Genomic DNA, 23,186 nt, shown 5'->3' on the forward strand with positions numbered 1-23,186 from the left:
GGGGCGACCTCCTAACATCGGACACCGGTCCGGGGTTGAGAAATCGACGAGCCCGGGGACCGTTCCGGGAGGGGAACCACAACCATGCAGCCATCGGACTACGAGCCGGACAACTCGGACGCCGAGACCCAGCTCGTCGGCGGCGCCGCGACGCCGGCTCAGCCGCCTTACCCGCCGGGCTCGGCCGGAGGCGGCGCTGGCCAGACGCCGCCACCACCTCCGGCTGGCCAGCAGCCCTATCCGCCGACCACCGCGTACCCGCCCGGCTATCCGGCGCCCCAGACGCCGACACCGGGCTCGTACGACCCGCAGCAGCAGTACCCGGCCCCGCCTGGCTACCCGGCCCAGGGCTACCCGCAGCAGCCGCAGGCTCAGCAGCCTTACGGCACGCCCGCGCCCGGCTACGACTACGGCCAGCAGGCCCAGCAGCCCGGGTACGACTACGGCCAGGCCCAGCAGCCGGGGTACCCCGGCTACGCGGCCCAGCAGCCCGGCTACGGCACCCCGGCACCTGGCTACGGCACCCCCGCGCCCGGCTATGGCGGCACTCCCGCGCCCGGCTACGACTACGGCCAGCAGGCCCAGCAGCCGGGGTACGGCCAGCCGCCGGGCTATGGCTCCGGCTACCCGGGCGCCCCGCAGCCTCCGCGCAACAACAACCGCCGCAACCTGATCATCGGTGCGGTGGCCGCCGCCCTCGTCGTGGTCATCCTGATCGTGGTGCTGGCGGTGAGCCTTTCCGGCGGCGGCGACAAGCCCACCCCCCGCCCGACGCCGTCGCCGACCCTCACGGTCGGGCCGACAACCGGCGTCCCGACGCCAGCGCCGACGACCGCGGTGCCGACGGTGACACCGACCGGGCTGAGCACCGACGAGCAGGCGCTGGTCGACCAGCTCGACCCGAGCTCGATGAAGAACTGCGACCCGGCGCCCGACCAGGAGAACGACGACGTCCAGGCGGCCGTGCTGTGCACAGCCGGCGACGACGGGCGCGGCGTCTACGCGTTCAGCTACGTCAACGACACCGGTCTCCAGCACGACACGAAGTTCTACGGCGACGCGATCACCGAGACCGGCGACTGCAAGGCCGGTAAGGACCAGGTCAGCACCTGGAACTACGAGAACCAGGAGACCGACGAGGGCGCGCTGCTGTGCGGCCACACCAGCGACGGCGCCGCCTACCTTCGCTGGTACTACAACGACAAGCTGCTCGGCTTCTTCGCCACGGACAAGGACGGCGTCGCCCTCTACACCTGGTGGCACGACTTCGAGCCCGTCCAGTAGTGCCCGGCCAGTAGTGCCGCTGCCTCCAGTGTGTGCCGTCGCCCGGCTCGACCCCCGGGCGACGGCGCACACTGGAGGCGTCTGATCGGCCGGCTCGGCCAGTCGCCAGGCCGGTGGCCGGCCGAACCAGGCCAGCCCCGGCCCTCGGCGGCGCCGGCTGACCCGCCGAGCTCCGTCCACGGCGGCGGCCCGTTCCCGGGCCCCGTCCCAGCCAGCAACCCTGTCCACGACCGTGCCGGCCGCGGGCGGACACCCGGGAGGAACGGTGGCGAGCCCGCCTGACAACGTGCCGCCTCGGCCTGACGGGACCGCGGGCGACGACGGCCCGTGGACGTCACTCGCCAGTTGGGCGGATGTCACCCCGCTGCCGTTCCGGGAACCGCCGGCCGCGCCGTCTCCCCCGGCGGCACCGCCAGCCCCGGCGGCGTCCCGCCCGGCGCCGGGCGCGCCGCCGCCCGGACGTCCCGCGCCGCCTAGACCGACGCCGGCTCGACCGGCTCCGCCGACGCCGTTCCCACCGATGGCGCCCCCGCGGCCCGCCGGCCCGCCGGGACGGACCCCGCCCGCGCCGGGCTGGGCCATCCCGCCGGGCGCGCAGGCACACCCCGCTCCTCGCCCGCCGTGGCCGCCGATGCCGGCGCCGCCCGGCTGGCCGGGATCGGCGCCGCCCCCGGGTGCGGTGGGCCCGGGCACGGCGCCGCTCGCCATGACCCCGTTTCCCGCCGCCGCCCCACGCTCCCAGCGCCGGCCACTGGTGGTCGCGCTGGTCGTGGCCGCCGGGGTACTGGTGGCCGCGGCCGTCATCGGCGGCCTGCTCGCGGTCGCGACACGCTCCGGCGGAGCCTCCGCGTCCCCGCTGGCCGCGGCCGCGCCCGCCGCGACGCCGGACCAGGGTTGGACCGACGCGCAGCGGGCCCTCGCGGCCCGGCTGGACCCGGCCGCCCTCGTCGACTGCCGGCCGAACCCGGCCCCGGCCGGCGCGGGTGTGACGGCCGCCCTCTTCTGCTCGACCACCGACACCCATCAGCAGATCGCCGTCTTCGGCTACCGCGACGACGCCAGCCTGACGGCCGACGTCACGGCCCGGGCTGGCGACGTGGCCGACGACGGCGACTGCGAGACCGGTGGGAGCGAGATCTTCACCTGGGACACCGGGCCGCACACCCAGGCCGGCGGCACGGTCATCTGCGACACCCATGCCGGCCAGCACTTCCTGTTCTGGACCTCGGACGAAGACCTGGTCTCGTTCCTCGGCTACGGCAGCGACCCACGGGCGCTCTTCCAGTGGTGGGAGCTGTTCCAGCCGTTCCCGGACTCGACTGGCGGCACCGCGGCCACGGCCCGCCCGGCCTGAGCCGGCCGCCAGCCCAGGCCCCAGGGCCCGCCGGTCGCCAGGTCCGTGCCGGCGGTCGATGGCAACGAACCGCAGCCGGTGAGCGTCGCACCGATCGGGAACGCGCAGGTACGCCCCGCGCGGGCGACGGCTGAACGGGAGGGACCGATGCGGCGTCGGACTGTCGTCGCGGTGGCGGCCGGTGGTGCGCTGGTGGTCGCGGCCGCCGTGACCTCCACCGTCGTCCTCACCGCCGGTGGCGGCGGCCCCGCCGCCGGCGGCTCCGGGCCGGCTGGCACCGCCAGCCAGGGCGCCCCGCCCGCCGCCAGCACGTCACCGCCGGACGGGCTGACGCCGGCCGAACGGGCGCTCGTCGGGACGCTCGGGCCGCTGAAGGTGCACGACTGCGTGCCGGCCCCGGCTGACCGGGTCACCGAGCCGCCGGGCCCGGGGCTCGGCCTCGGCCAGGGGGTCGACGCGGCGGTGCGCTGCGAGACGAACGTGTCGGCCAGCGAGCCGGGACCGGCCGAGGTCGTCGCGCGCCACTACCGGGACGCGGCCACCCTGAAGGCCGACGCCGACCGGCGGGCCGCCGCGATCGACGACGTCGGCAGCTGCTCGGCCGGCCAGCCGAGCACGGAGACCTGGGGCCGCTCGACCAGGCAGCTAGGCGTCTTCCTGTGCGACCGCGGCCCCACCGGGACGCCCGCCGGGAGCTTCGACATCTTCTGGACGGTGACAGCCGACCGGACCGCGCTGTCGGCGACCAGCACCGACGCGGCAGGCCTGATCGCCTGGTGGCGCGACTTCACCGCTCCGTAGCGCGTACGGCGGCGGCCGGGCAGTCAGGCGCTCGCGCGGCCCTGCAGGTCCTCACCGAGCTCGTAGAGGCGCAGGTGCACCTGCTCGACGTCGGGGACGCTGGTGAGGCTCAGCTGGCCGCGCTCACCGGCACTCTCGATCGTCAGCGTGCCCGAGCTGAACATGCGCTCGAACAGGGTCTGTCGGAAGCCGACGTCGTTGATCCGGCCCAGCGGAATGTCGTGGCCGGACCTGGTCAGGATGCCGTCCCGCAGCAGGACCCGCTCGGTAGTGATCACATACCGGGTGGTGACCCAGCGCAGCCAGGGCCGGATGCTCAGCCAGAACAGCGCCGCCACGGCGACGATCAGAATCAGGTACTGGAGCGGGTGCTGCACCGCGCCGCTCGGCGTGAAGAACACCCCGAGCACCGCGAGCAGAAGCACCACCACCGCGCAGGCCAACGGCCCCACCAGCCGGATCCAGTGTGGATGCAGGTCCAGCACGACCATCTCGTCGTCGGTCAGGATGTCCTCGGGAAAACCCACAGGACCGATGTTCGCACTTGCGGCGAAGCGGCCGGGCATGGGCCGCCGCGCACGATTCCGGCGGACGTCCGCCGTTCGGCTACGGTCTGGGCCGAGCGGGCGCCGTCAGCCCCGCGGCCCGGCTACCGGGCGCCGGGCGCCGGGCGCAGGTGAACGACGTCGGCGGCACTGAACGCGCGGCCGTTCACGACCAGCCGGCCGGTCGGGTCGACATCGGTGGCAACACCCACGACGGTCTCACCACCCGGCAGCTCGACCCGGACGTCCAGGCCCAGCGTCGCGCACACCTCCCGGTAGGCCGGGCGGGCGGCGCCCGGGTCCGCCTCGAACGCCGCCAGCGCCCGCGCGAGGTCGGTCAGCAGCGCGGCCAACAGCTCCGTGCGGGTCGCGGCCGGGCCGTCTTCCGCGTTCCGGGTCCCGATCCCGTCGGCGGCCAGCACGGCGAGGCTGGTGGCGCCCGGGGGCAGATCCGCGGCGGCGGTGTGGACGTTCAGACCGAAGCCGATGACCAGCCCGGGTGGCCCGGGTGGGCTCGGCACCAGCTCGACGAGGATGCCGGCCAGCTTCGCGCCCTCGACCTGGACATCGTTCGGCCATTTGAGCCAGGCCGGGACGCCGTACCGGGAGCGCAGCGTGCCGACGAGCGCCGTCCCCACGACCATGGGCACCCAGCCCAACATCGCCGCCGGCGCCGGACCTGGCCAGGCATCCGTGGCCGGCCGCGCCAGCAGCGAGACGGTCAGCCCCACCCCCGGCGGCGCCTCCCAGACCCGGTCCAGCCGCCCACGCCCGGCGCGCTGACGCTCGGCAGCGACCACAAGCCCCGCGGCCTCACCGGCCCGCGCCCGCGCGGCCACATCCGCATTCGTCGACCCAGTCTCAGCAACAACCTCAACCCGCAGCCCCACGGCCTCGCCGGCCGCAGCCAGCACAACGGCGTCCAGCGGGTCCTCGACACCACTCACGAACCCACTTTGCCACCACCACCTCCAGGCACCCGACACTCCGGTCCCGGTCCCGGCGTCGGTCCCGACAACCAACTCCGGCGTCCCCACCGAGCCCGAGCCGCCCAATCAAGAAACCAGCAACCAACCCCACCCAACATCACCCAGGAATCAACCCACCCAACCCAGCCAAGATCCCGACCCTGGACAAGCGCACACCTCCGCACTTCACCCATGCCCAGAACCACGGTGGCGAGGGCGCTTAGCGCCCGAAGCAGGCAAGACGGCCAGAGGCGCGAAGCGCCGTCTCTGGCCGGATGCCGTGAGACGGAGTGCACTGTTGCTCGCACCTGTGGCCGGCCTGGCCGTACGCTGCCGCGCATGGCACTTCCGGCGCCCTCGGCTGATCCCACGCCCGACCCGCACACAACCGCGGGCAAGCTCGCCCAGCTTCGTCGAGTGAACGACGATGCCGTCCACGCTGGCTCGCAGCGCGCGGTCGACGCGCAGCACGCCAAGGGCAAGATGACGGCCCGCGAGCGGATCGACGCTTTCCTGGACTCGGGCTCGTTCGTCGAGACCGACGCGTTCATGCGCCACCGCGCGCGCGACTTCGGGGTCGACAAGAACCGGCCCTACGGCGACGGCGTGGTCACCGGCTACGGGACGGTCGACGGGCGCCAGGTGTGCGTGTTCAGCCAGGACGCCACGGTCTTCGGCGGCAGCCTCGGCGAGGTCTTCGGCGAGAAGATCGTCAAGATCATGGACCTGGCCGTGCGGACCGGGTGCCCGGTCATCGGGATCAACGACTCCGGCGGCGCCCGCATCCAGGAGGGCGTGGTCGCGCTCGGCCTGTACGGCGAGATCTTCTACCGGAACGTGCTGGCCAGCGGCGTCGTCCCGCAGCTTTCGCTGATCATGGGCCCGTGCGCCGGCGGTGCCGTGTACTCACCGGCTATCACCGACTTCACGCTCATGGTCGACAAGACCAGCCACATGTTCATCACCGGTCCCGACGTCATCAAGGAAGTCACCGGCGAGGACGTCGGGATGGAGGAGCTCGGCGGCGCGCACACGCACAACTCGAAGAGCGGCGTCGCGCACTTCCAGGCCACCGACGAGACCGAGTGCTTCGAGCTCGCGAAGGCCCTGCTGTCGTACCTGCCGCCGAACAACATGGACGACGCGCCGATCTTCGACGAGGTCACCGACCTGGACGCCGAGGTCGATCCCGACCTCGACACGTTCATCCCGGACTCGGCGAACACCCCGTACGACATGCACAAGGTGATCGAGAAGATCCTCGACGACGGGGACTTCCTCGAGGTGCACGCGCAGTTCGCGATGAACATCATCGTCGGCTTCGGCCGGGTCGACGGCCGCTCGGTCGGCGTCGTCGCCAACCAGCCGATGCAGTTCGCCGGCACGCTGGACATCGACGCGTCCGAGAAGGCCGCGCGTTTCGTCCGCACCTGCGACGCGTTCAACATCCCGGTGCTCACGTTCGTCGACGTCCCGGGCTTCCTCCCCGGCACCTCGCAGGAGTGGACCGGCATCATCCGGCGCGGCGCGAAGCTGATCTACGCCTACGCCGAGGCCACCGTGCCGAAGGTCACCGTGATCACGCGCAAGGCCTACGGCGGCGCGTACGACGTCATGGGGTCCAAGCACCTGGGCGCCGACATCAACCTCGCCTGGCCGACGGCCGAGATCGCCGTCATGGGCGCCCGCGGCGCCGTCAACATCATCTACCGGCGTGAGCTGGCCGGGTCCGAGACGCCGGACGCCCGGCGCGCGGAGCTGATCGACGACTACAACGACCACTTCGCGACGCCGTACATCGCGGCCGAGCGCGGCTACCTCGACGCGGTGATCCAGCCGTCGGAGACCCGGCGCGAGGTCATCCGCGCGCTGCGGCTGCTGCGCAACAAGCGCCAGACCCTGCCGCCGAAGAAGCACGGCAACATCCCGCTGTGACCCAGGGGTCGGACCCAGAGATCTTCAAGGAGGTGCGCGTGGCGGAGAGCGAACCGGCCGAGCAGCGTCGGCCGCTGCTGAAGCTGGTGCGCGGCGACGCGACCCCGGAGGAGATCGCGGCGATCGTCGCGGTGCTGGCGGCGCACGCGGCCGCGAACACCGGGCCGGCGCCGCGGCCGGCCCGGTCGGTCTGGGCCGACCGTGGGTACGCGATGCGGGTCGGCACCGCGCCCGGCGCCAGTGGCTGGCGCACGGCCGGCCGGGTGGCCAGCATGCGTAGCGGGTGATGTTCCTCACCCAAGCCCGGTGCCAGCCGATCACGAGCGAGTCGTGGACAGGCCGAGGCGCTGGGCGCGGGTGAGTCGACGGGTTCCGGCCAGCGCTTGGCGGGCCCGAGCAGCGTGGTAGCAGGACTTTCCAGGTAGCAACCTCTGTGGCTTAGTCGCCCTAGACTCGGGCGGGCCGAACGAGGACGGGAGAAACGTGCGCAAGATCCTCATCGCCAACCGCGGCGAGATCGCCGTTCGGGTGGCGCGGGCCTGCAAGGACGCCGGCTACGCCAGCGTCGCGGTCTATGCGGAGCCCGATATCGACGCCCTGCACGTTCGCGTAGCCGATGAGGCGTACGCACTCGGCGGCTCCACCCCCGGTGACTCGTACCTGCGGATCGACAAGATCCTCGACGCGATCGCGAAGTCGGGGGCCGACGCGGTCCACCCGGGCTACGGCTTCCTGTCGGAGAACGCCGACTTCGCCGAGGCCGTCATCGCCGCCGGGCTGACCTGGATCGGCCCGACGCCGGACGCGATCCGCCGGCTGGGCGACAAGACCCAGGCCCGGCACATCGCGCTCGCCGTCGGCGCCCCGCTCGCGCCCGGCACCGCCGACCCGGTCGCCGGCGTCGACGAGGTCATCGCCTTCGCCGACGAGTACGGCCTGCCGGTCGCGATCAAGGCGGCGTTCGGCGGCGGCGGCCGTGGCCTGAAGGTCGCCTGGACGCGGGACGAGCTGCCCGAGCTGTTCGAGAGCGCGGTCCGCGAGGCCGTCGCGGCGTTCGGCCGGGGCGAGTGCTTCGTCGAGCGTTACCTCGACCAGCCGCGCCACGTCGAGACCCAGATCCTCGCCGACACCCACGGCAACGTGGTCGTCGTCGGCACCCGCGACTGCTCGCTGCAGCGGCGCTACCAGAAGCTGGTCGAGGAGGCGCCCGCGCCGTTCCTCACCGACGCGCAGCGCGCCTCGCTGTACGAGGCCTCCAAGAAGATCGCCAAGGAGGCCGGCTACATCGGTGCCGGCACCTGCGAGTTCCTGGTCGCCAAGGACGGGCTGATCAGCTTCCTCGAGGTCAACACCCGGCTGCAGGTCGAGCACCCGGTGACCGAGGAGACGACCGGCATCGACCTGGTGCGCGAGCAGTTCCGCATCGCCGAGGGCGAGGCGCTCGGCTTCACCGACCCGCCGGCGCGCGGCCACTCGATCGAGTTCCGGATCAACGGTGAGGACCCGGGCCGCAAGTTCCTGCCCGCGCCGGGCACCGTCACGAAGCTCGTGCTGCCGACCGGTCCCGGCGTGCGCATCGACGCCGGCATCGAGAGTGGCAGCGTCATCGGCGGGGCGTTCGACTCGCTGCTGGCCAAGGTCATCGTCACCGGCTCGACCCGGCAGCAGGCCCTTGATCGGGCTCGTCGGGTGCTGGACGAGCTGATCGTCGAGGGCATGGCGACGGCGCTGCCGTTCCACCGCGCGGTGGTCCGGGACCCGGCGTTCGCCCCGGCCTCCGCCGACGAGGCCTTCACGATCCACAACCGCTGGATCGAGACCGAGTTCAACAACACCATCCCCGCCTTCACCGGTGGCGCCGATGCCGAGGACGCCGAGGCGGGGCCGCGCGAGACGGTCGTCGTCGAGGTCGGTGGCAAGCGCCTGGAGGTCGTGCTGCCGGCCGGCCTCGGGGCGTCGAGCGGCGGCTCGGGCGGCGGCGGGCGCGGCGCGGCGCCGAAGCGCAAGGCCAGCGGCAAGAAGGCCGGCGCCGCCACCGGCAACTCGCTGACCAGCCCGATGCAGGGCACCATCGTCAAGGTCGGCGTCGCGGACGGCGACGTCGTGGCGGAAGGCGACCTGATCGTCGTCCTCGAGGCGATGAAGATGGAGCAGCCGATCACCGCGCACCGCGCCGGCACCGTCACCGGCCTGACCGCCACCGTCGGCGCCGTGGTCCCCAGTGGCACCGTCCTCTGCGAGATCAAGGACTGACCCCGCGAGATCAAGGACTGACCCCGGTCAGGCCCTGAGCACACCCCGAAGCCCCGGTTCCGCCCTCCCGGCGGGCCGGGGCTTCGCACTGCCCGGCCGGCACGCCGCCACCTTCGGGCCTTGATCGCCGTTTTGGCCCTCGGGTGGTTGCAGGAAGGCCCTGATCACGACCATGCGAGGGCCGAAACAGCGATCTACGGCGGCCAGGCGACGCCGCCGGACGGGGTGGTGGGGGGGTTCGTGCGGATGGCGCCGTCTTTGGCGGTGGCCGACGCGGGGTCGGGGAGTGCTGGGGCGCACGGTTCCGACGGCGACAGGGGTCCGTAGGCTCGGGGCATGGACGGTGGCAGGGACGCCGCGACGGCCGAAGGCGGCGCGACGATGACAGCGGACGCGAGCACGACGGCGTCTGCGCACGCCGGCACGGCGCCGCAGGCGACAGCGGACGCCGTCGCGACGACGCAGGCAGCGGAAGGCGCCGCGATGACGACGCAGGCGGGGGTGGACCCCGGCACGACGGCCCAGACCGCGGTGGCCGCTGGCAGCGCGCCGCAGCCGGGGGTAGACGCCAGCACGCCGATGCAGACGCCGCCCAAGCCGACCGAGTCGACCGAGTCGACGTCAGTGGACGGTGGCGCGGCGGTGACGCAGCCGCCGTTCGCGGGGCGCGTCTCGTACGTGTTCAGCGGGCGCATGCCGGCGCAGTACGCCGGATGGGTGTTCCAGGACCTGACCGCGCCGGGCTGGCGGTGGCGCCAGACGCTGCGGTCGGTGCTGATGATGCTGCCGTTCGCGATCATCCTCGCCGTGCTGCCGGGGCCGCCCGGTACCCGGGGCATGTTGGCCGGGTTCCTGCTGGTGGCCGCCGCGGCGATGGGCCTGATCCTGGCCGGCAGCTTCCGCAACCGGCGGCTGGTCCAGAACGGCTTCCCGCCGATCGTCCGGCCCGAGGAGGACGAGGACGAACCGGTCGCCAGGCCGGCCTCGGCAGCGCCCGTGGCGGCGCCCACAGCGGCCGAGGCGAGGGCCGCGGACGCGAGCGTCGCTGACGCCAAGGTGGCCGCCGCGAAGGCGGACAACGAGGCGGACGCGGGCGTCGCATCATCGACCGGTGTGCCCACGGCCGGGGGTGGCTATGACCCGGAGGACCCCGAGGGCATCAACGCCTGACGTTCAGGGCCCGAAGTTCACTGCCGGACCGTTCCCGGCCTGACGTGCAACGCCTGACCTGCGACGCCTGAGGTTCAGGCCCGAGGTTCAGGCTGTCGGGCGGGAGCGGAGCTCGGCGACGTAGTCGTCCGGCGCGCCGGCCTTCTCGGCGCCGTCGGCGATCGCGGTCAGATGCTCGGCGGACGGCAGTCCGCCCTCGTAGGCGTCGAGCACGTAGGTCCAGGCGAGCATGTCGCCGTCGAGGGTCTCCACGCGTACTCGGATGCGGGTGTAAAGACCGGTGTCGGCGCCTTCCCAGACGTCAAGCCGATCAAGGTCGTAACGGTCGAGGTCGAACAGCATCACGTAAACCCGCCCGGCGACATACGGGACGATGGTGGCGATCGCGCCGTCGACGCCGAGTTGTTCCCCGCCAAACGTAAGCCGCCAGCCCGTGAGCCAGCCGGTCCCGGTCACCGGCGAATGCGGAGCGCGCTCCTTCATCTTCGCCGGGTCAAGGTTGCTGGCATACGCTGCGTACAGGTTCATGTCGGCTCTCTCATCCCATCACCCGGGCCAGTCTGGCTCGGCGGCCGGTGTCGGCCGGGTCGCGAGCGGCGTAAGCACGCACGGGGGCGTGACGGCGAGGCCCGTTCGCCTCGCCATTATGCGACCGGCGGCCCGCTTGATCACACCGGCCATTCCGTAGACGCTGGCCACATTGGCTAAGCGTGGCGATGACGGGGAATGGGCGGGTGGAGTCCCGCTGGCCGGTGCGTTCGCCGCCGGTCGCCGGAAGCTCCCGCCGGGGTGTGGCCCCGCGTTGCTCGCCGGCGCGCTACCGGCGAGGACCGTTCGCGGCCCGCGGGCGGGGGCCGACGCTGCGCGCTGGCCCACTGACGGTGCCGCGCTGTCGGACGGCGTGACCTGGGCGGGCAGGATGGGGGCCGAGCGACATGCGAACGACGACGGCGGTGAGAACCACGTCAGGCGGGGCGACACAGCGGGCCCTCTGACACAGCGAGCCTGCTGACACGGCGGACCCTCTGACCCAGCGAGCCGTCGACACGGCAAGCCGCCGACAACAGCGAGCACAGCAATCGAGCACAGCGGCGACCGGGCACGCGCGACGCGACCGGGACCGCGCGGACAGGGCAGGGACACCGGCGTGGCTGGCAGCAGGAATGGCAAGGAGGGGGCCGTGAGCCGGATCGTCATTCTCGGCGGGGGGCCTGGCGGCTACGAGGCGGCGCTGGTCGCCGCGTCACTCGGGGCCGCCACCACGCTGGTCGACTCGGACGGCATCGGCGGCGCGTGCGTCCTTACCGACTGCGTGCCGTCCAAGACGCTCATCGCCACCTCGGAGACGATGACCTCGGTGGCCGCGGCCCCGGCGCTGGGCCTGGCCGGCCGGGGGGTGCCCGCGCGACCGGCCGGCACCTGGGAGGGCAGCGAGCCGCACCTGACCCCGCCGGAGGTGCTCAGCATCGAGGCGAAACGGGTCAACAACCGGGTTCGCGAGCTCGCCCACGCGCAGTCCAACGACATCGAGGCCCGGTTGCGACGGGAGAAGGTCACCGTCGTCCACGGCAAGGGCCGCCTGGTCGGGCCTCAGGCCGTCGAGACCGACCAGGGCGACGTCTTCATCGGCGACGTGGTGCTCATCGCCACCGGCGCCGCGCCGCGGGTGCTGCCCACGGCCGAGCCGGACGGCGAGCGGATCCTGACCTGGCAGCAGCTCTACGAGCTCCCGGAGGTGCCCGAACACCTGGTGGTGATCGGCTCCGGCGTCACGGGCGCCGAGTTCGCCGGCGCCTACCGGGCTCTCGGCGCCGCGGTGACGCTGGTGTCCTCGCGCGAGCGGGTGCTGCCGGGCGAGGACCCGGACGCCGCCATGGTGATCGAGGACGTGTTCCGCGGCCGGGGCATCGAGGTGCTCAACCGGTCCCGCGCGGCCTCGGTGCGCCGGATCGGCGACGGGGTGCTCGTCGAGCTGTCCGACGGCCGGACGGTGACCGGGTCGCACGCGCTGATGGCGGTCGGCTCGGTGCCGCGGACGAAGGGCATCGGGCTGACCGAGGTCGGCATCCGCCTCGGCTCCGGCGGCCACGTGGTCGTGGACCGGATGTCGCGGACGTCGGTGCCCGGGGTCTACGCCGCCGGCGACTGCACCGGCGTGCTGCCGCTGGCCTCCGTCGCGGCGATGCAGGGCCGGATCGCCATGCGGCACGCGCTCGGTGAGTCGGTGACGCCGCTGCGCCTGGGCACCGTGTCGTCGAACATCTTCACCGACCCGGAGATCGCGACCGTCGGCGTCACCCAGCGGATGAAGGACTCCGGCGCGATCGCCGCCGAGGTGGTCACGCTGCCGCTGGCGCGCAACCCGCGCGCGAAGATGCTCGGCATCTCGGACGGCTTCGTGAAGCTGTTCTGCCGGCCCGGCAGCGGCAGCGTGCTCGGCGGCGTGGTGGTCGCGCCGCGAGCGTCCGAGCTGATCTTGTCGATCTCGCTCGCGGTCGCCAACGGCCTGACCGCGGAGCAGCTGGCGAACACCTTCTCGATCTACCCGTCGCTGTCGGGCTCGATCACCGAGGTCGCCCGCATGATGCGCTCCGAAGACCTCTTCGCCGCCTTCGACGAGACCCTCTAAACACTCCCGACGACACGCATCCAAGATCCCGACCCTGGATGAACGCCTGCCCCGTAAGTCGTCCTCGCCCCGAACCACGTTGGGGAGGGCGCTCAGCGCCCGAACCAGGCGGAGCGGCCGAAGGCGCGCAAGCGCCGGTTCCGGCCGATCGCCTCAGGACAGGCGAGAGAAGGACTCCAGGGCCGCGCCGGCGAGGAGGCGGACGCCGATGCCGATGGCGCGTTCGTCGACGAGGTAGTCGCCCTGGTGCAGGTCGTAGGTCTCGCCGCCCGGCGTGCGGGTGCCCAGGCGGGCGAGCGCGCCCGGGACATGGGTGAGGTACCAGCCGAAGTCCTCGCCGCCGAGCGACTGGGCGACCGTGGTGGCCGCGCCGTGCCCGAACGCGGCGGTCACAGCGGCGTCGAAGGCGTCGACGAACTCGGCGGCGTTCACCACCGGCGGCACCCCCTGCCGGTAGTCCACGACGATGTCGGCGCCGAACGGCGCGACGATCTGGTGGGCGAGCTGCTCGATCAGCTCGGGGGCCGTCTCCCAGGTGTCCCGGGACAGCGTGCGCACCGTCCCGCGTACCTGCGCGGTGCGCGGAATCGCGTTCGGCACCGTGCCGGCCTGCACCTGGCCCCAGACCAGGGCGAGCGCGGAGCGCGGGTCGATCCGCCGGTTCAGCGCCGCCGGCAGCTGGGTGATCAGCGCGCCGAGCGCGTAGACCAGGTCGACGGTGTTCTGCGGTCGTGAGGTGTGCCCGCCCGGGCCAGCGAGGGTGATCTCCACGAGGTCGGCGGCCGAGGTGATCGGGCCGGGGCGCAGGCCGATCGTGCCAACGTCCAGCGCCGGGTCGCAGTGCACCGTGAGCGCGGCGCCGACGGGCTTGAGCACGCCGGCGTCGATGACCTCCAGGGCGCCGCCGGGCATGGTCTCCTCGGCGGGCTGGAAGAGCAGCCGCACGGTCCCGGGCAGCGGGCTGTGCCGGGCGTACTCGGCGAGCGCGAGGCCGGCGCCGAGGACGACGGTCGTGTGCACGTCGTGGCCGCAGGCGTGGCAGACGCCGGGAACGGTGGAGGCGTACGGCACGTCCTTGGCGTCCTGCAGCGGCAGCGCGTCCATGTCGGCGCGGAGCATGACGACCGGGCCTTCCACGTCGGCGGCCTCGTTGGGCCCGCCGGTGGCGATGTCGCACCAGACGCCCGGAATGTCGGCCAGCCGCTGGGGTCGCAGCCCGGCGGCGGTTAGCCGGTCGAGGATCCGCTCGGCCGTGCGGTGCTCCTGGCGGCCGAGCTCGGGGTGCATGTGCAGGTCCCGGCGGAAGTCGACGAGCTCGGTCTCGTGCCGGGCGAACCAGTCCCGGACGAACGAGCTGGCCCGCGTGGCGCCCCAGCCGGCCGTGACACGGCCGTCGGACGCCGCACTGGCGGACGTCGAGCCTACGGGCGACGAACTGACGGGCGACGAACTGACGGACGTCGAACTGGCGAGCGTCGAGCTGGCCGGTGTCGAGCTGGTGGGCCGCACGCTCTCCGCGGCCCCGTCGGCGTCCAGTGGGGGCCCCGCCCCGTCGGTCGCCACCGCAGCCTGTGCGCTCACGTTGTCCGACATCACGAAAACTTCGACCTTCCCCGGTGGACCCGACTGTTCGACAACGAACACCGGGATGGCCCACAAGGCCGAGCAGCGGGATCACCGCCGCGGTGGGGTCAAACCAGCGAGGTCACTCAGCTCATGAGTCACTGAGCTAGTTACTGAGCCGGTCGACCGATGTTCATCTCCCCTAGCAGGGTATCCACGACGTGGCTGAGATCGCCGCCGGCCCGCCGCGCGGCGGCCCGCTGCCGTTCATAGCTGGCGCCGACGGTCAGGATGTCCTGGATCGAGGTCAGCTCGGTCGCGCAGCCGAGCCGCCGGGCGACGGGCAGCAGGTCGTCGACCACGTCCGCCAGCTCGTCGCGGACCGGGCGGGTGGTGCCCCGGTCGTCTATCAGGATCTCCGCGTCGAGGCCGTACCTGGCCGCCCGCCACTTGTTCTCCTGGACCACCCAGCGTCGCGGCACCGGGAGCGTGTAGCCGCGGTCGAGCTGGATGTTCATCCGGTCGACAAGACACTGCGAGAGCGCCGCGACGGCACCGACCTCCTGCAGCGTCGGAAGTCCGTCGCAGATCCGCAGTTCGACGGTGCCGAAGTTCGGATGGGGACGGATGTCCCACCAGACCTCGCGGATCGTCTCGATCGTGCCCGACGTGATGAGCGTCTCCATGAAACGCTCGAACTGGCCCCAGTCCGCGAGCTGTTGCGGGAGGCCGGCCGTCGGGAGGCTCTCGAAGATCTTCGACCGGCTGGAGGCGAGACCGGTGTCCCGTCCCAGCCAGAATGGCGACGACGCGGACAGCGCCAGGAAATGCGGGATATAAGCCGTCAGCGCGTTGACGATCGGGAAAGCCTTTTCCCGGGACCGAACTCCGACATGCACATGAACACCGAAGATCAGCAAGCGGTGCGCAAGCCACTGCATCTGGTCGACCAGCCGGAAGTAGCGGTCGTTGGTGCTGATCTCCTGGGTGTTGTACTCGCTGATCGGATGGGTGCCGCTGCACATCAACCCGATTCCGCGCCGCTCGGCGAGGCCCCGCAGCACGTCGATGGTCCCGCTGAGATCCGCGAGCGCCTCCGGGACGGTGCCGCAGACCCCGGTGATCACCTCGATCGTCGACTCGAACAGCTCGTGCTTGGCCTTTTCGGCGTCCTCGTCGCCGACCTTGCCGGCGAACTCCTCGAGGATCTCGGTCGAGGCTCCGCGCAGCTGGCGGGTCTGGAGGTCGACCAGCTCCAGCTCCCACTCGATGCCAAGACTGGTGCGCGGCGACGACGAGAAGGGAATGTGCACCCTGGCTCCTCCAGCGGTGTCGGCGGCCGCGAGGCCAGTACCCATCCGGGGCTCAATGCCTATCCGGGCCCCGGCCGGACATCTGCCCACCCACGGACCGCCGACACGCATCGACCACAGGCGAGACCACTCCGCCCTGCCGGCGGACCACCCGCCAACATGCGGACGCGCGACGACGGTCAGACAAACTCCGGCGATCTAAGGTAGGTCGGTTCAGCCGGCGTTCGCGGCGATTTCGCCGAACGGGTGCCATACCTGGAGTAATGGCCGCGGCGCTAGCCCGTCGGGCCGCTCGCGGCCTGGCGGCCCGTGGCCTCTCGACGTTCCAGCGCGGCCACCCGGGCCTCCAGCTCGTCGATCCGATGCTGGAGCAGCTCCACCTGCGCCTCCGCGCCCATCCGGCGCTCCGCACTGCGGCGCAGCCGCGGGGACTCCTCAGCGCGCGCCGCGACCATCGCCAGCGGTACCAGGCGCTGCGGGCCGTGCGGGCCGTCGACCAGGCGGGACGGGATGAGATCCCCGCGGTACCAGGTCCGCAGCGCCGCGCGGGACACCCCCGTGCGCGAGGAAGCCTCCTGGAGGGTCACCCAGTCGGAGTCCTCCAGTCGGGAAGCGAGTTCCAGCTCGACGTCCCACTGGTCCAGACGATCGTCCCAGCTCAAGGCACCTCCCGGGGTCGACCCTACTATTAGCATGGTATTGACCGGGGTACCAAGCAGGGCGACGGTTGACGCATGTTCGAGCGATTCACCAGCCAAGCCCGCCACGTGGTCGTCCTCGCTCAGGAGGAAGCCCGCGAACTCGATCACAACTACATCGGCACCGAACACCTTCTGCTCGGGCTGCTCGCCGAGAAGGAGGGCATCGCGGCGCAGGCACTCGCGGAGGTCGGCCTGTCGCTCGAGATGACGCGGTCGCGCGTCGTCGCGGCCGTCGGCCGGGGCAAGAAACCGCTCAAGGGCCACATCCCGTTCACCCCCCGGGCCAAGAAGGTCCTGGAGAAGTCGCTACGGGAGGCGCTCGGCCTGCGGCACAACTACATCGGGACGGAACACGTCCTGCTCGGGCTGCTGGCCCTCGACGAGGGCCTGGCCGCGATCCTGCTGGCCGAGTGGAAGGTGGACAACCACGAACTACGCGCGCGGGTTCTCGGGCTGATCTCCGCCGCCGGCGCCGACCGGGCGGCCGGCATCGCGCCGGACCCGCGCCGACACCGCGCCACCGACGGAGACGGCGACCTCGGCCCGGAGGACGACCAGCCGCGCCGCACGGCGGCGGCAGCCGCCGCCCTCTCGGGCGCGACTGGCCTCGCCGGTCACGACCCGGTCGGTTCACACCACCTGGTGCTGGCCCTGCTCAGCGATCCCGACAGCGCGGCGGCCAGGACGCTGACAGACCTCGGTCTCGACCTCGCGGCCGCCCGCGACGCTCTGGCCCACGCCGACCTGACCGACACCTCCGACGAACTGCCGGAGGTGACCGGGCGGCGCGGAATGTCGCTACGCCTGACCGACTCGGCCGTCGTCGTGGAGGCAACCGACCTGCGGCTACTCGACCTGGCCCGGCTGGCCTTCGGCGCCCTGAGCAATCGCCGCGCCGCGTCGGCCCCGGATCCGACGGCCGAGGCCAGCATCGCCGCCACGGACGGCGACGCCGCAACCGAGTCGTCGCTGCGCGGGGACAATGCTGTCGCCAGCAGCCTGTCGGCGGTGTGGACGGCGTTGGCCGCCAGCCTGGTGGACATCCGGACGCGGTCCACGCCGACGGGGTCCGGGGCCACCTCGCCGGACGAAGCCGACGAGGCCGCCACCGCGGCGGACGACGACGAGCGCCCGACGGAGCTGTCGGTCAGGCCGGAGGCGGCGCCGCGACGACGCGGACGCCAAGCTCCTTGAGCTGCCGCTCGTCGACGCGGGTCGGGGCGCCGGTCAGCGGGTCCAGGCCCGACTGGGTCTTCGGGAACGCGATGACCTCGCGGATGTTCTCCTCGCCGGCGAGGCTCGCCACCAGCCGGTCGATCCCGAACGCGAAGCCACCGTGCGGCGGTGCGCCGTAACCGAACGGGGTGAGGAAGAAGCCGAACCGGCGGTCCGCCTCCTCCCGGCTGATCCCGATCAGGTCGAAGATCCGCTGCTGCAGCTCCGGCTCGTGGATTCGGATCGAGCCGGAGCCCAGCTCCCAGCCGTTGAGCACCAGGTCATACGCCCGGCTACGGACTGCCAGCGGGTCGCTCTCCAGCTTGTCCAGGTCGTCCGGGTGCGGCCGGGTGAACGGGTGATGGCCCGGCTTGGGCCGGCCCGTCTCCTTGTCGACGCCGACGAACTGCGGGAAGTCGACGACCCAGACGAAGCGGAAGCCACCCTCGCCGGCCGGCGGGCGTCCGAGGGAGTTGCGCAGCTGGCCAAGGACCTCGCAGGCGGTCGTCCACTCGTCGGCGACCAGCAGCAGCAGGTCGCCCTCGACCGCCGCGGTCTTCTCGACGATGCCGGCCAGCTCTTCCGGAGAGAGGAACTTGGCGACCGGTGACTCGAGGGCGCCGGCCGCCCCGACCCGCATCCAGACCAGGCCCTTCGCGCCGAGCTTCTTGGCGGTGTCGGTCAGCGTGTCCAGTGCCTTGCGGTTGTGCGACGCCGAGCCACCCGGCACCCGGATGCCCTTGACGGCCCCGGCACCCGCGAAGGCCTTGAAGCCGCTGCCGGCGAAGACCTCGGTCAGCTCGACCAGCTCCATGCCGAACCGCAGGTCCGGCTTGTCGACGCCGTACCGGTCCATCGCGTGCTGCCAGGTCATCGTCTCGACCGGGGGCACCGGGCCGCCGGTGATCGCCTCGGCCGCGGCCAGCACGGCGGAGGTGATCACGTCCAGCACGTCCTGCTGGTCGACGAAGCTCATCTCCAGGTCGAGCTGGGTGAACTCGTACTGCCGGTCGGCGCGCAGGTCCTCGTCGCGCAGGCAGCGGGCGAACTGGAAGTACCGGTCCGCGCCGCCGACCATCAGCAGTTGCTTGAACAGCTGCGGCGACTGCGGCAGCGCGTAGAAGCTGCCCGGGAACTGCCGGGACGGCACGATGAACTCCCGCGCGCCCTCTGGCGTCGACGGCATCAGCAACGGCGTCTCGACCTCGACGAACCCCAGCGGGCTCAGCGCGGTGCGGATCGCGGTCAGCACCGTGGAACGGATCCGCAGGTTGCGCTGCATCCGCTCGCGCCGCAGGTCCAGGTAGCGGAAGGCCAGCCGGGTCGACTCTTCGACGTTGTCCGCGCGGTCGTCGAGCGGGAAAGGCGGCGGCTTGGCGACCGACAGCACCTCGACCTTGCAGTCCCGCAGCTCGACCTGGCCGGTCGCGAGAGCCTCGTTGACGGTGCCTTCCGGCCGCTCGGTCACGAGGCCGGTGATCTTCAGGACATACTCAGAGCGGACGTCGACGGTCCCGTCCACGACGCACTGCACCACGCCCGAGTAGTCCCGCAGGTCGATGAACTGCAGCGACTGGCCATGCTGGCGCCGATGCGCCACCCAGCCGCACACCGTCACGGTCTCCCCGGCATCGGCGAGCCGCGGATCCCCACACCGGTGCGACCGCATCGCGGTCTGCCGCACCTGAACCGCCCCCGGCGCGCTGTGCCCGTCTGCCGTAACCATCGCCCTGCCGTCCCGTCCCAACCGTTTGATCTGCCCGAACGCCGCGCTCGTTCTGATCGAACGCCGCAGCCGATGGCTCCACGCGAACGCGACCACTGCCGCCACCCGAACACGGCCGTCGCCGCCCCAGAACCACGCGGCAGCGGGCGTCGTCCCGCACATCCGCCGGGACGGCGTGCTTGCGGGACGTCAGCTCGGCGCGCGGCCTGTCGCTTTCGCGATCTCCGCTCTAGCGGTCGCTCGCTCTAGGAGTGGACAACGGTCCACCTACCTAGTCCGTCACCCTACCGGGCGTCGGACCTTCGCTCCGTCACACCCAGGCGCGGCCGACCGGCGACGGCCCGCCTTCGCGACCCGCTCGACGGCCGCACGCCACCCATCACCAACAAGATCGCCGCTTCAGCCCTCTGGTGGTCGCTCTCGGGGAGTTCTCACGACCACTCCAGGGCCAACGGCGATCTTGGTGACGGCCGGGAGCCGTGACGGGGCGCTAGCGGCGCAGGGCCTTTATGAAGCGGCTTACCTCGGGGCGGATGCGGGCCGAGACGCGCAGGACCTGGGGGCCGCTGGGGGTGGCGAGCTGGACTCGGATGACGTCGCCGTGCTTCACGCCCTGGGAGGCGGTCACCTCGCGACGGTCCCAGCTGACGTCGAACCAGTCGCCCTCCCGGGGGAACGGCGCGAGGACGAGCAGCCGGCGGCTCGTCAGCACGATCCAGCGGGACAGGCCCAGCCGGTAGCCGATGAACCGCTCGGCCTTGGCGGTGATCCGCCCGCCGCCGGCCGGGTCGGTGAGCCGGCCGCGCAGCACCACCTCGGTGAACTCACCGGACTCCAGCGGAACCTCAGGCAGGCGAGTACGGCGCGGGATGGCCACGCCGCCAGTCTGCTCCACCAGAGCCGCCGAGCGACGCCCCGACTCGGACGCCGATCCTCCGGCCCGCCGAGTGCCGGGGCCGGGCGTGACGCCGGCCGCGTCGGCATCGTCACAGGCAGCCCTTGTCGCTAAAGTCGGCCCGTGACCGAGCTCCGAGACAAACCGGACGCCGTGGCCTCCGCCGCCCGCCTCGCCGCCGCGACCGGGATCGACCGGCACGACGTCGCGGTGGTGCTCGGATCGGGCTGGAAGCCGGCCGCGGAGACCCTGGCCACCCGCGGGAAGCTGCTCGCCGAGGTGTCCTTCGCCGAGCTGGGCGGGTTCCCGGAGACGACGGTGCCGGGGCATGTGCCCACGGTCCGCTCGGTCGAGGTCGGCGGCCGGCGGCTGCTGCTCTTCCTGGGCCGGGTGCACGCCTACGAGGGCCACGACCTGGCCCACGTCGTGCACGGGGTGCGGACGGCGTGCGCGGCGGGCGTCGAGACAGTGGTGCTGACCAACGCCGCCGGGGGGCTGCGGGCGGACATGTCCGTCGGCCAGCCGGTGCTGGTCAGCGACCACCTGAACCTGACCGGGCGTTCGCCGCTGGTCGGGCCGGCCTTCACCGACCTCACCGACGCCTACGCGCCGAAGCTGCGGGCGTTGGCCCGCGAGGTCGACCCGACCCTGGCCGAGGGTGTCTACGCGGCGCTGCCCGGACCGCACTTCGAGACGCCGGCCGAGATCCGGATGCTGCGGCTGCTGGGCGCGGACCTGGTCGGCATGTCGACCGTGCACGAGACCATCGCCGCCCGCAATGCCGGGGCGGCGGTGCTGGCGATCTCCCTGGTCACCAACCTGGCCGCGGGCATGACCGGCGAGCCGCTGGACCACCTCGAGGTCCTGGCCGCCGGAGAGGCCGCCGCCACCCGGATGGGCACCCTGCTGGCCGAGGTCGTCTCCCGCCTCTGATCCACATCAGTCCACCGGCGGCGGGAGCGGACGTGCGGGAAGACGACACGGGTCAGGCGTCGGCCGGCGAGGCGGTCCGGGCCTGGCTCGCGCACGACCCCGACGCCGCGGACCGGGCCGAGATCGAGGACCTGCTCGCGGCGGCGGCCGCCGGCGGGAAGACCGCGGTGGCCGAGCTCGCGGACCGGTTCGCCGGGTCGCTGACGTTCGGGACCGCCGGGCTGCGCGGTCCTCTGCGTGCCGGTCCGAACGGGATGAACACCGCTGTCGTGCGCCGCGCCGCCGCCGGCCTCGCGGCCTGGCTCGACGCCACGGACGCCACGGGGACCGGGCCGAAGACGGTGGTCGTCGGGTTCGACGCCCGGCATCGCAGCGAGTCCTTCGCCCGCGACAGCGCCCGGGTGTTCGCGGGCGCCGGCCTGCGCGCGCTGGTCCTGCCTGGGCCGGTGCCGACGCCCGTGCTGGCGTTCGCCGTCCGGCACCTCGTCGCCGAGGCGGGCGTGATGGTGACGGCCAGCCACAATCCGGCGACCGACAACGGTTACAAGGTCTATCTTGGCGGCCCGGTCGGCGCTCCCGGCCGCGGCGCGCAGCTCGTCGCGCCCGCCGACGAGCAGATCGAGGCCGCCATCGCCGCCGCTCCACCCGCCTCGGCGATCCCGCTGGCCGACACGTGGAGCCAGCTCGGCGACGAGATTGTGGCCGCCTACGTCGCCGCCGCGGCAGGCACACCGGCGGGTACGGCGCCGATCCCTGGGCCGGACCTTCGGATCGCGTACACACCGCTTCACGGGGTCGGGCTGGAGGTGCTGCGAAGGGTGTTCGCGACGGCCGGGCTGTCGGAGCTGGTCGTTGTCGCGGCGCAGGCCGAGCCCGACCCGGACTTCCCGACGGCACCGTTCCCGAACCCGGAGGAGCCCGGCGCCATGGACCTCGTCCTCGCCCTGGGCGGCGAGATCGGCGCGGACCTGGTGCTCGCGCACGACCCGGACGCTGACCGGCTCGCGGTCGCCGTCGGCCCTGGCCCGACTCGGGCTGACGAGGCCGAGCCGGGCGGCGCGCGGGTGCTGACCGGAGACGAGCTGGGCCTGCTGCTCGCCGACGAGGCACTGCGCCACTCCCCCGGACCGGTCGCGACGACGGTGGTCAGCGCCTCGGCCCTGGGCGTGCTCGCGGCCCGCCGTGGGGCTCCCTTCACCGAGACGCTCACCGGCTTCAAGTGGATCATGCGGGCGACCGAGGATCTGGCCTTCGGCTACGAGGAGGCCCTCGGCTACGCGGTCCGTCCCGATCTGGTCCGCGACAAGGACGGCATCACCGCGGCCGTCGCCGTCGCCCGGCTGGCCGCCGCCGAGGCAGCCCAGGGCCGTACCCTGCTCGACCGCCTGGACGACCTGTCCCGCGAGCTCGGCGTCACCGTGACGGCCCAGGTCTCGCTCCGCGTCCCGGACCTGGCCGCGAGTACCGCCCTGACCAGCCGACTGCGGGCCGCCCCACCCACGGCCATCGGCGGCCTGCGCGTCGAGTCCATCCGGGACCTCCAGCGCCCCACCGACACCGCCCTGCCACCGTCCGACGTCCTGATCTTCACCCTGGCCGCCCGCGCCCCCCCCCCCCGCCCCCCCCCCCCCCCCCCGCCCCCGGCCCCCCCCCTAACACGCCCCGGGGCGCCGGCCGGCCCGGCCGCCCTCCGCCCCAGCGGCACCGAGCCCAAACTAAAGATCTACCTGGAGGCCACCGCGCCGGTCGGCGCCGGCCTTGCCGCAGCCCGGGCAGCGGCCACCGCCCGCGTCAATCGCCTCGCAGCCTGGGCCAGCTCCCTGTGACGGCACGAGACCCCACGTGTCCAGACGAAACGCAACCCGGCTACTGACCCTGGACAGGCACCTACCCGCACATCT

The 23,186-nt window shown here is 72.8% G+C and carries 19 protein-coding genes; 11 read left to right on the plus strand and 8 right to left on the minus strand.

Features of this window, described 5'->3' with window-relative positions; all coding sequences use genetic code 11:
• Positions 1–84: 84 nt before the first annotated feature.
• From I6A60_RS14940 to I6A60_RS14950, 3 genes are all read left to right on the plus strand, one after another.
• A complete protein-coding gene (locus I6A60_RS14940; RefSeq protein WP_203016031.1) occupies positions 85–1,284 on the plus strand; it encodes a hypothetical protein in 1,200 nt (399 codons plus the stop codon).
• A gap of 706 nt (positions 1,285–1,990) precedes the next feature.
• Positions 1,991–2,638, plus strand: a complete 648-nt coding sequence (locus tag I6A60_RS14945; protein WP_203023331.1) for a hypothetical protein — start codon at positions 1,991–1,993, stop codon at positions 2,636–2,638.
• 147 nt (positions 2,639–2,785) lie between these two features.
• Positions 2,786–3,439, plus strand: coding sequence for a hypothetical protein (locus I6A60_RS14950; RefSeq protein WP_203023332.1), 654 nt, complete (start codon positions 2,786–2,788; stop codon positions 3,437–3,439).
• A gap of 23 nt (positions 3,440–3,462) precedes the next feature.
• Here the strand turns inward: I6A60_RS14950 and I6A60_RS14955 are convergent, their stop codons facing one another.
• A complete protein-coding gene (locus I6A60_RS14955; protein ID WP_307873686.1) occupies positions 3,463–3,966 on the minus strand; it encodes a PH domain-containing protein in 504 nt (167 codons plus the stop codon).
• Between the two features lie 122 nt (positions 3,967–4,088).
• Entirely contained in the window at positions 4,089–4,931 is an 843-nt protein-coding gene (locus I6A60_RS14960; protein ID WP_307873687.1) for a biotin--[acetyl-CoA-carboxylase] ligase, read from the minus strand.
• A 360-nt stretch (positions 4,932–5,291) separates the two neighbouring features.
• On the opposite strand from I6A60_RS14960, the gene I6A60_RS14965 reads away from it, so the two are divergent.
• From I6A60_RS14965 to I6A60_RS14980, 4 genes are all read left to right on the plus strand, one after another.
• Positions 5,292–6,887, plus strand: coding sequence for an acyl-CoA carboxylase subunit beta (locus I6A60_RS14965; RefSeq protein ID WP_203023334.1), 1,596 nt, complete (start codon positions 5,292–5,294; stop codon positions 6,885–6,887).
• Between the two features lie 38 nt (positions 6,888–6,925).
• The gene (locus I6A60_RS14970; RefSeq protein ID WP_203023335.1) at positions 6,926–7,174 is read left to right on the plus strand and encodes an acyl-CoA carboxylase epsilon subunit; all 249 of its coding nucleotides are present in this window, start codon (positions 6,926–6,928) and stop codon (positions 7,172–7,174) included.
• A 196-nt stretch (positions 7,175–7,370) separates the two neighbouring features.
• The gene (locus I6A60_RS14975) at positions 7,371–9,140 is read left to right on the plus strand and encodes a biotin carboxylase N-terminal domain-containing protein (protein WP_203023336.1); all 1,770 of its coding nucleotides are present in this window, start codon (positions 7,371–7,373) and stop codon (positions 9,138–9,140) included.
• A 336-nt stretch (positions 9,141–9,476) separates the two neighbouring features.
• Positions 9,477–10,310: a DUF5313 family protein gene (locus tag I6A60_RS14980; protein ID WP_203023337.1), complete on the plus strand. Its 834-nt coding sequence runs from the start codon at positions 9,477–9,479 to the stop codon at positions 10,308–10,310.
• A gap of 87 nt (positions 10,311–10,397) precedes the next feature.
• Here I6A60_RS14980 and I6A60_RS14985 read toward each other — a convergent pair whose 3' ends face one another.
• Complete coding sequence (locus I6A60_RS14985) at positions 10,398–10,838, minus strand: gamma-glutamylcyclotransferase (RefSeq protein ID WP_203023338.1); 441 nt, start codon at positions 10,836–10,838, stop codon at positions 10,398–10,400.
• 652 nt (positions 10,839–11,490) lie between these two features.
• Here I6A60_RS14985 and I6A60_RS14990 point away from each other — a divergent pair.
• Positions 11,491–12,939, plus strand: a complete 1,449-nt coding sequence (locus tag I6A60_RS14990) for an NAD(P)H-quinone dehydrogenase (protein ID WP_013427226.1) — start codon at positions 11,491–11,493, stop codon at positions 12,937–12,939.
• A gap of 153 nt (positions 12,940–13,092) precedes the next feature.
• On the opposite strand, the gene I6A60_RS14995 is transcribed toward I6A60_RS14990, so the two are convergent.
• From I6A60_RS14995 to I6A60_RS15005, 3 genes are all read right to left on the minus strand, one after another.
• A complete protein-coding gene (locus tag I6A60_RS14995) occupies positions 13,093–14,532 on the minus strand; it encodes an amidohydrolase (protein WP_203023339.1) in 1,440 nt (479 codons plus the stop codon).
• Between the two features lie 140 nt (positions 14,533–14,672).
• Positions 14,673–15,815 (minus strand): glutamate--cysteine ligase, encoded by a 1,143-nt coding sequence (locus I6A60_RS15000; protein ID WP_203023340.1) that lies wholly within the window; start codon positions 15,813–15,815, stop codon positions 14,673–14,675.
• 275 nt (positions 15,816–16,090) lie between these two features.
• Positions 16,091–16,477, minus strand: a complete 387-nt coding sequence (locus tag I6A60_RS15005) for an excisionase (protein WP_203023341.1) — start codon at positions 16,475–16,477, stop codon at positions 16,091–16,093.
• Between the two features lie 72 nt (positions 16,478–16,549).
• Between I6A60_RS15005 and I6A60_RS44010 the strand changes: the two genes are divergently transcribed.
• Complete coding sequence (locus tag I6A60_RS44010; protein WP_203023342.1) at positions 16,550–17,710, plus strand: Clp protease N-terminal domain-containing protein; 1,161 nt, start codon at positions 16,550–16,552, stop codon at positions 17,708–17,710.
• On the opposite strand, the gene aspS is transcribed toward I6A60_RS44010, so the two are convergent.
• Positions 17,664–19,457: an aspartate--tRNA ligase gene (gene aspS, locus I6A60_RS15015; RefSeq protein ID WP_203023343.1), complete on the minus strand. Its 1,794-nt coding sequence runs from the start codon at positions 19,455–19,457 to the stop codon at positions 17,664–17,666. The two genes, I6A60_RS44010 and aspS, sit on opposite strands and share 47 nt — an antisense overlap.
• A gap of 490 nt (positions 19,458–19,947) precedes the next feature.
• Positions 19,948–20,334 (minus strand): hypothetical protein, encoded by a 387-nt coding sequence (locus I6A60_RS15020; RefSeq protein ID WP_307873688.1) that lies wholly within the window; start codon positions 20,332–20,334, stop codon positions 19,948–19,950.
• A 141-nt stretch (positions 20,335–20,475) separates the two neighbouring features.
• Here I6A60_RS15020 and I6A60_RS15025 point away from each other — a divergent pair, with 141 nt between their 5' ends.
• Both I6A60_RS15025 and I6A60_RS15030 read left to right on the plus strand, forming a co-directional pair.
• Positions 20,476–21,285: a purine-nucleoside phosphorylase gene (locus tag I6A60_RS15025; protein WP_203023345.1), complete on the plus strand. Its 810-nt coding sequence runs from the start codon at positions 20,476–20,478 to the stop codon at positions 21,283–21,285.
• Positions 21,286–21,317: 32 nt separating this feature from the next.
• Positions 21,318–23,111: a phospho-sugar mutase gene (locus I6A60_RS15030; protein ID WP_203055636.1), complete on the plus strand. Its 1,794-nt coding sequence runs from the start codon at positions 21,318–21,320 to the stop codon at positions 23,109–23,111.
• Positions 23,112–23,186: the final 75 nt, after the last annotated feature.

The sequence above is a fragment of the Frankia sp. AgB1.9 genome (genome assembly GCF_016786355.1).
Taxonomy (GTDB): Bacteria; Actinomycetota; Actinomycetes; order Frankiales; family Frankiaceae; genus Pseudofrankia.

Bases quoted from the DNA above. Each gene is read 5' to 3' on its own strand.
- I6A60_RS14965 (WP_203023334.1), top strand. From the start codon at position 5,292: ATGGCACTTCCGGCGCCCTCGGCTGATCCCACGCCCGACCCGCACACA.
- I6A60_RS14980 (WP_203023337.1), top strand. From the start codon at position 9,477: ATGGACGGTGGCAGGGACGCCGCGACGGCCGAAGGCGGCGCGACGATG.
- aspS (WP_203023343.1), bottom strand. From the start codon at position 19,457: ATGGTTACGGCAGACGGGCACAGCGCGCCGGGGGCGGTTCAGGTGCGG.
- I6A60_RS14950 (WP_203023332.1), top strand. From the start codon at position 2,786: ATGCGGCGTCGGACTGTCGTCGCGGTGGCGGCCGGTGGTGCGCTGGTG.
- I6A60_RS14940 (WP_203016031.1), top strand. From the start codon at position 85: ATGCAGCCATCGGACTACGAGCCGGACAACTCGGACGCCGAGACCCAG.
- I6A60_RS14995 (WP_203023339.1), bottom strand. From the start codon at position 14,532: ATGTCGGACAACGTGAGCGCACAGGCTGCGGTGGCGACCGACGGGGCG.
- I6A60_RS44010 (WP_203023342.1), top strand. From the start codon at position 16,550: ATGTTCGAGCGATTCACCAGCCAAGCCCGCCACGTGGTCGTCCTCGCT.
- I6A60_RS14985 (WP_203023338.1), bottom strand. From the start codon at position 10,838: ATGAACCTGTACGCAGCGTATGCCAGCAACCTTGACCCGGCGAAGATG.
- I6A60_RS14945 (WP_203023331.1), top strand. From the start codon at position 1,991: ATGACCCCGTTTCCCGCCGCCGCCCCACGCTCCCAGCGCCGGCCACTG.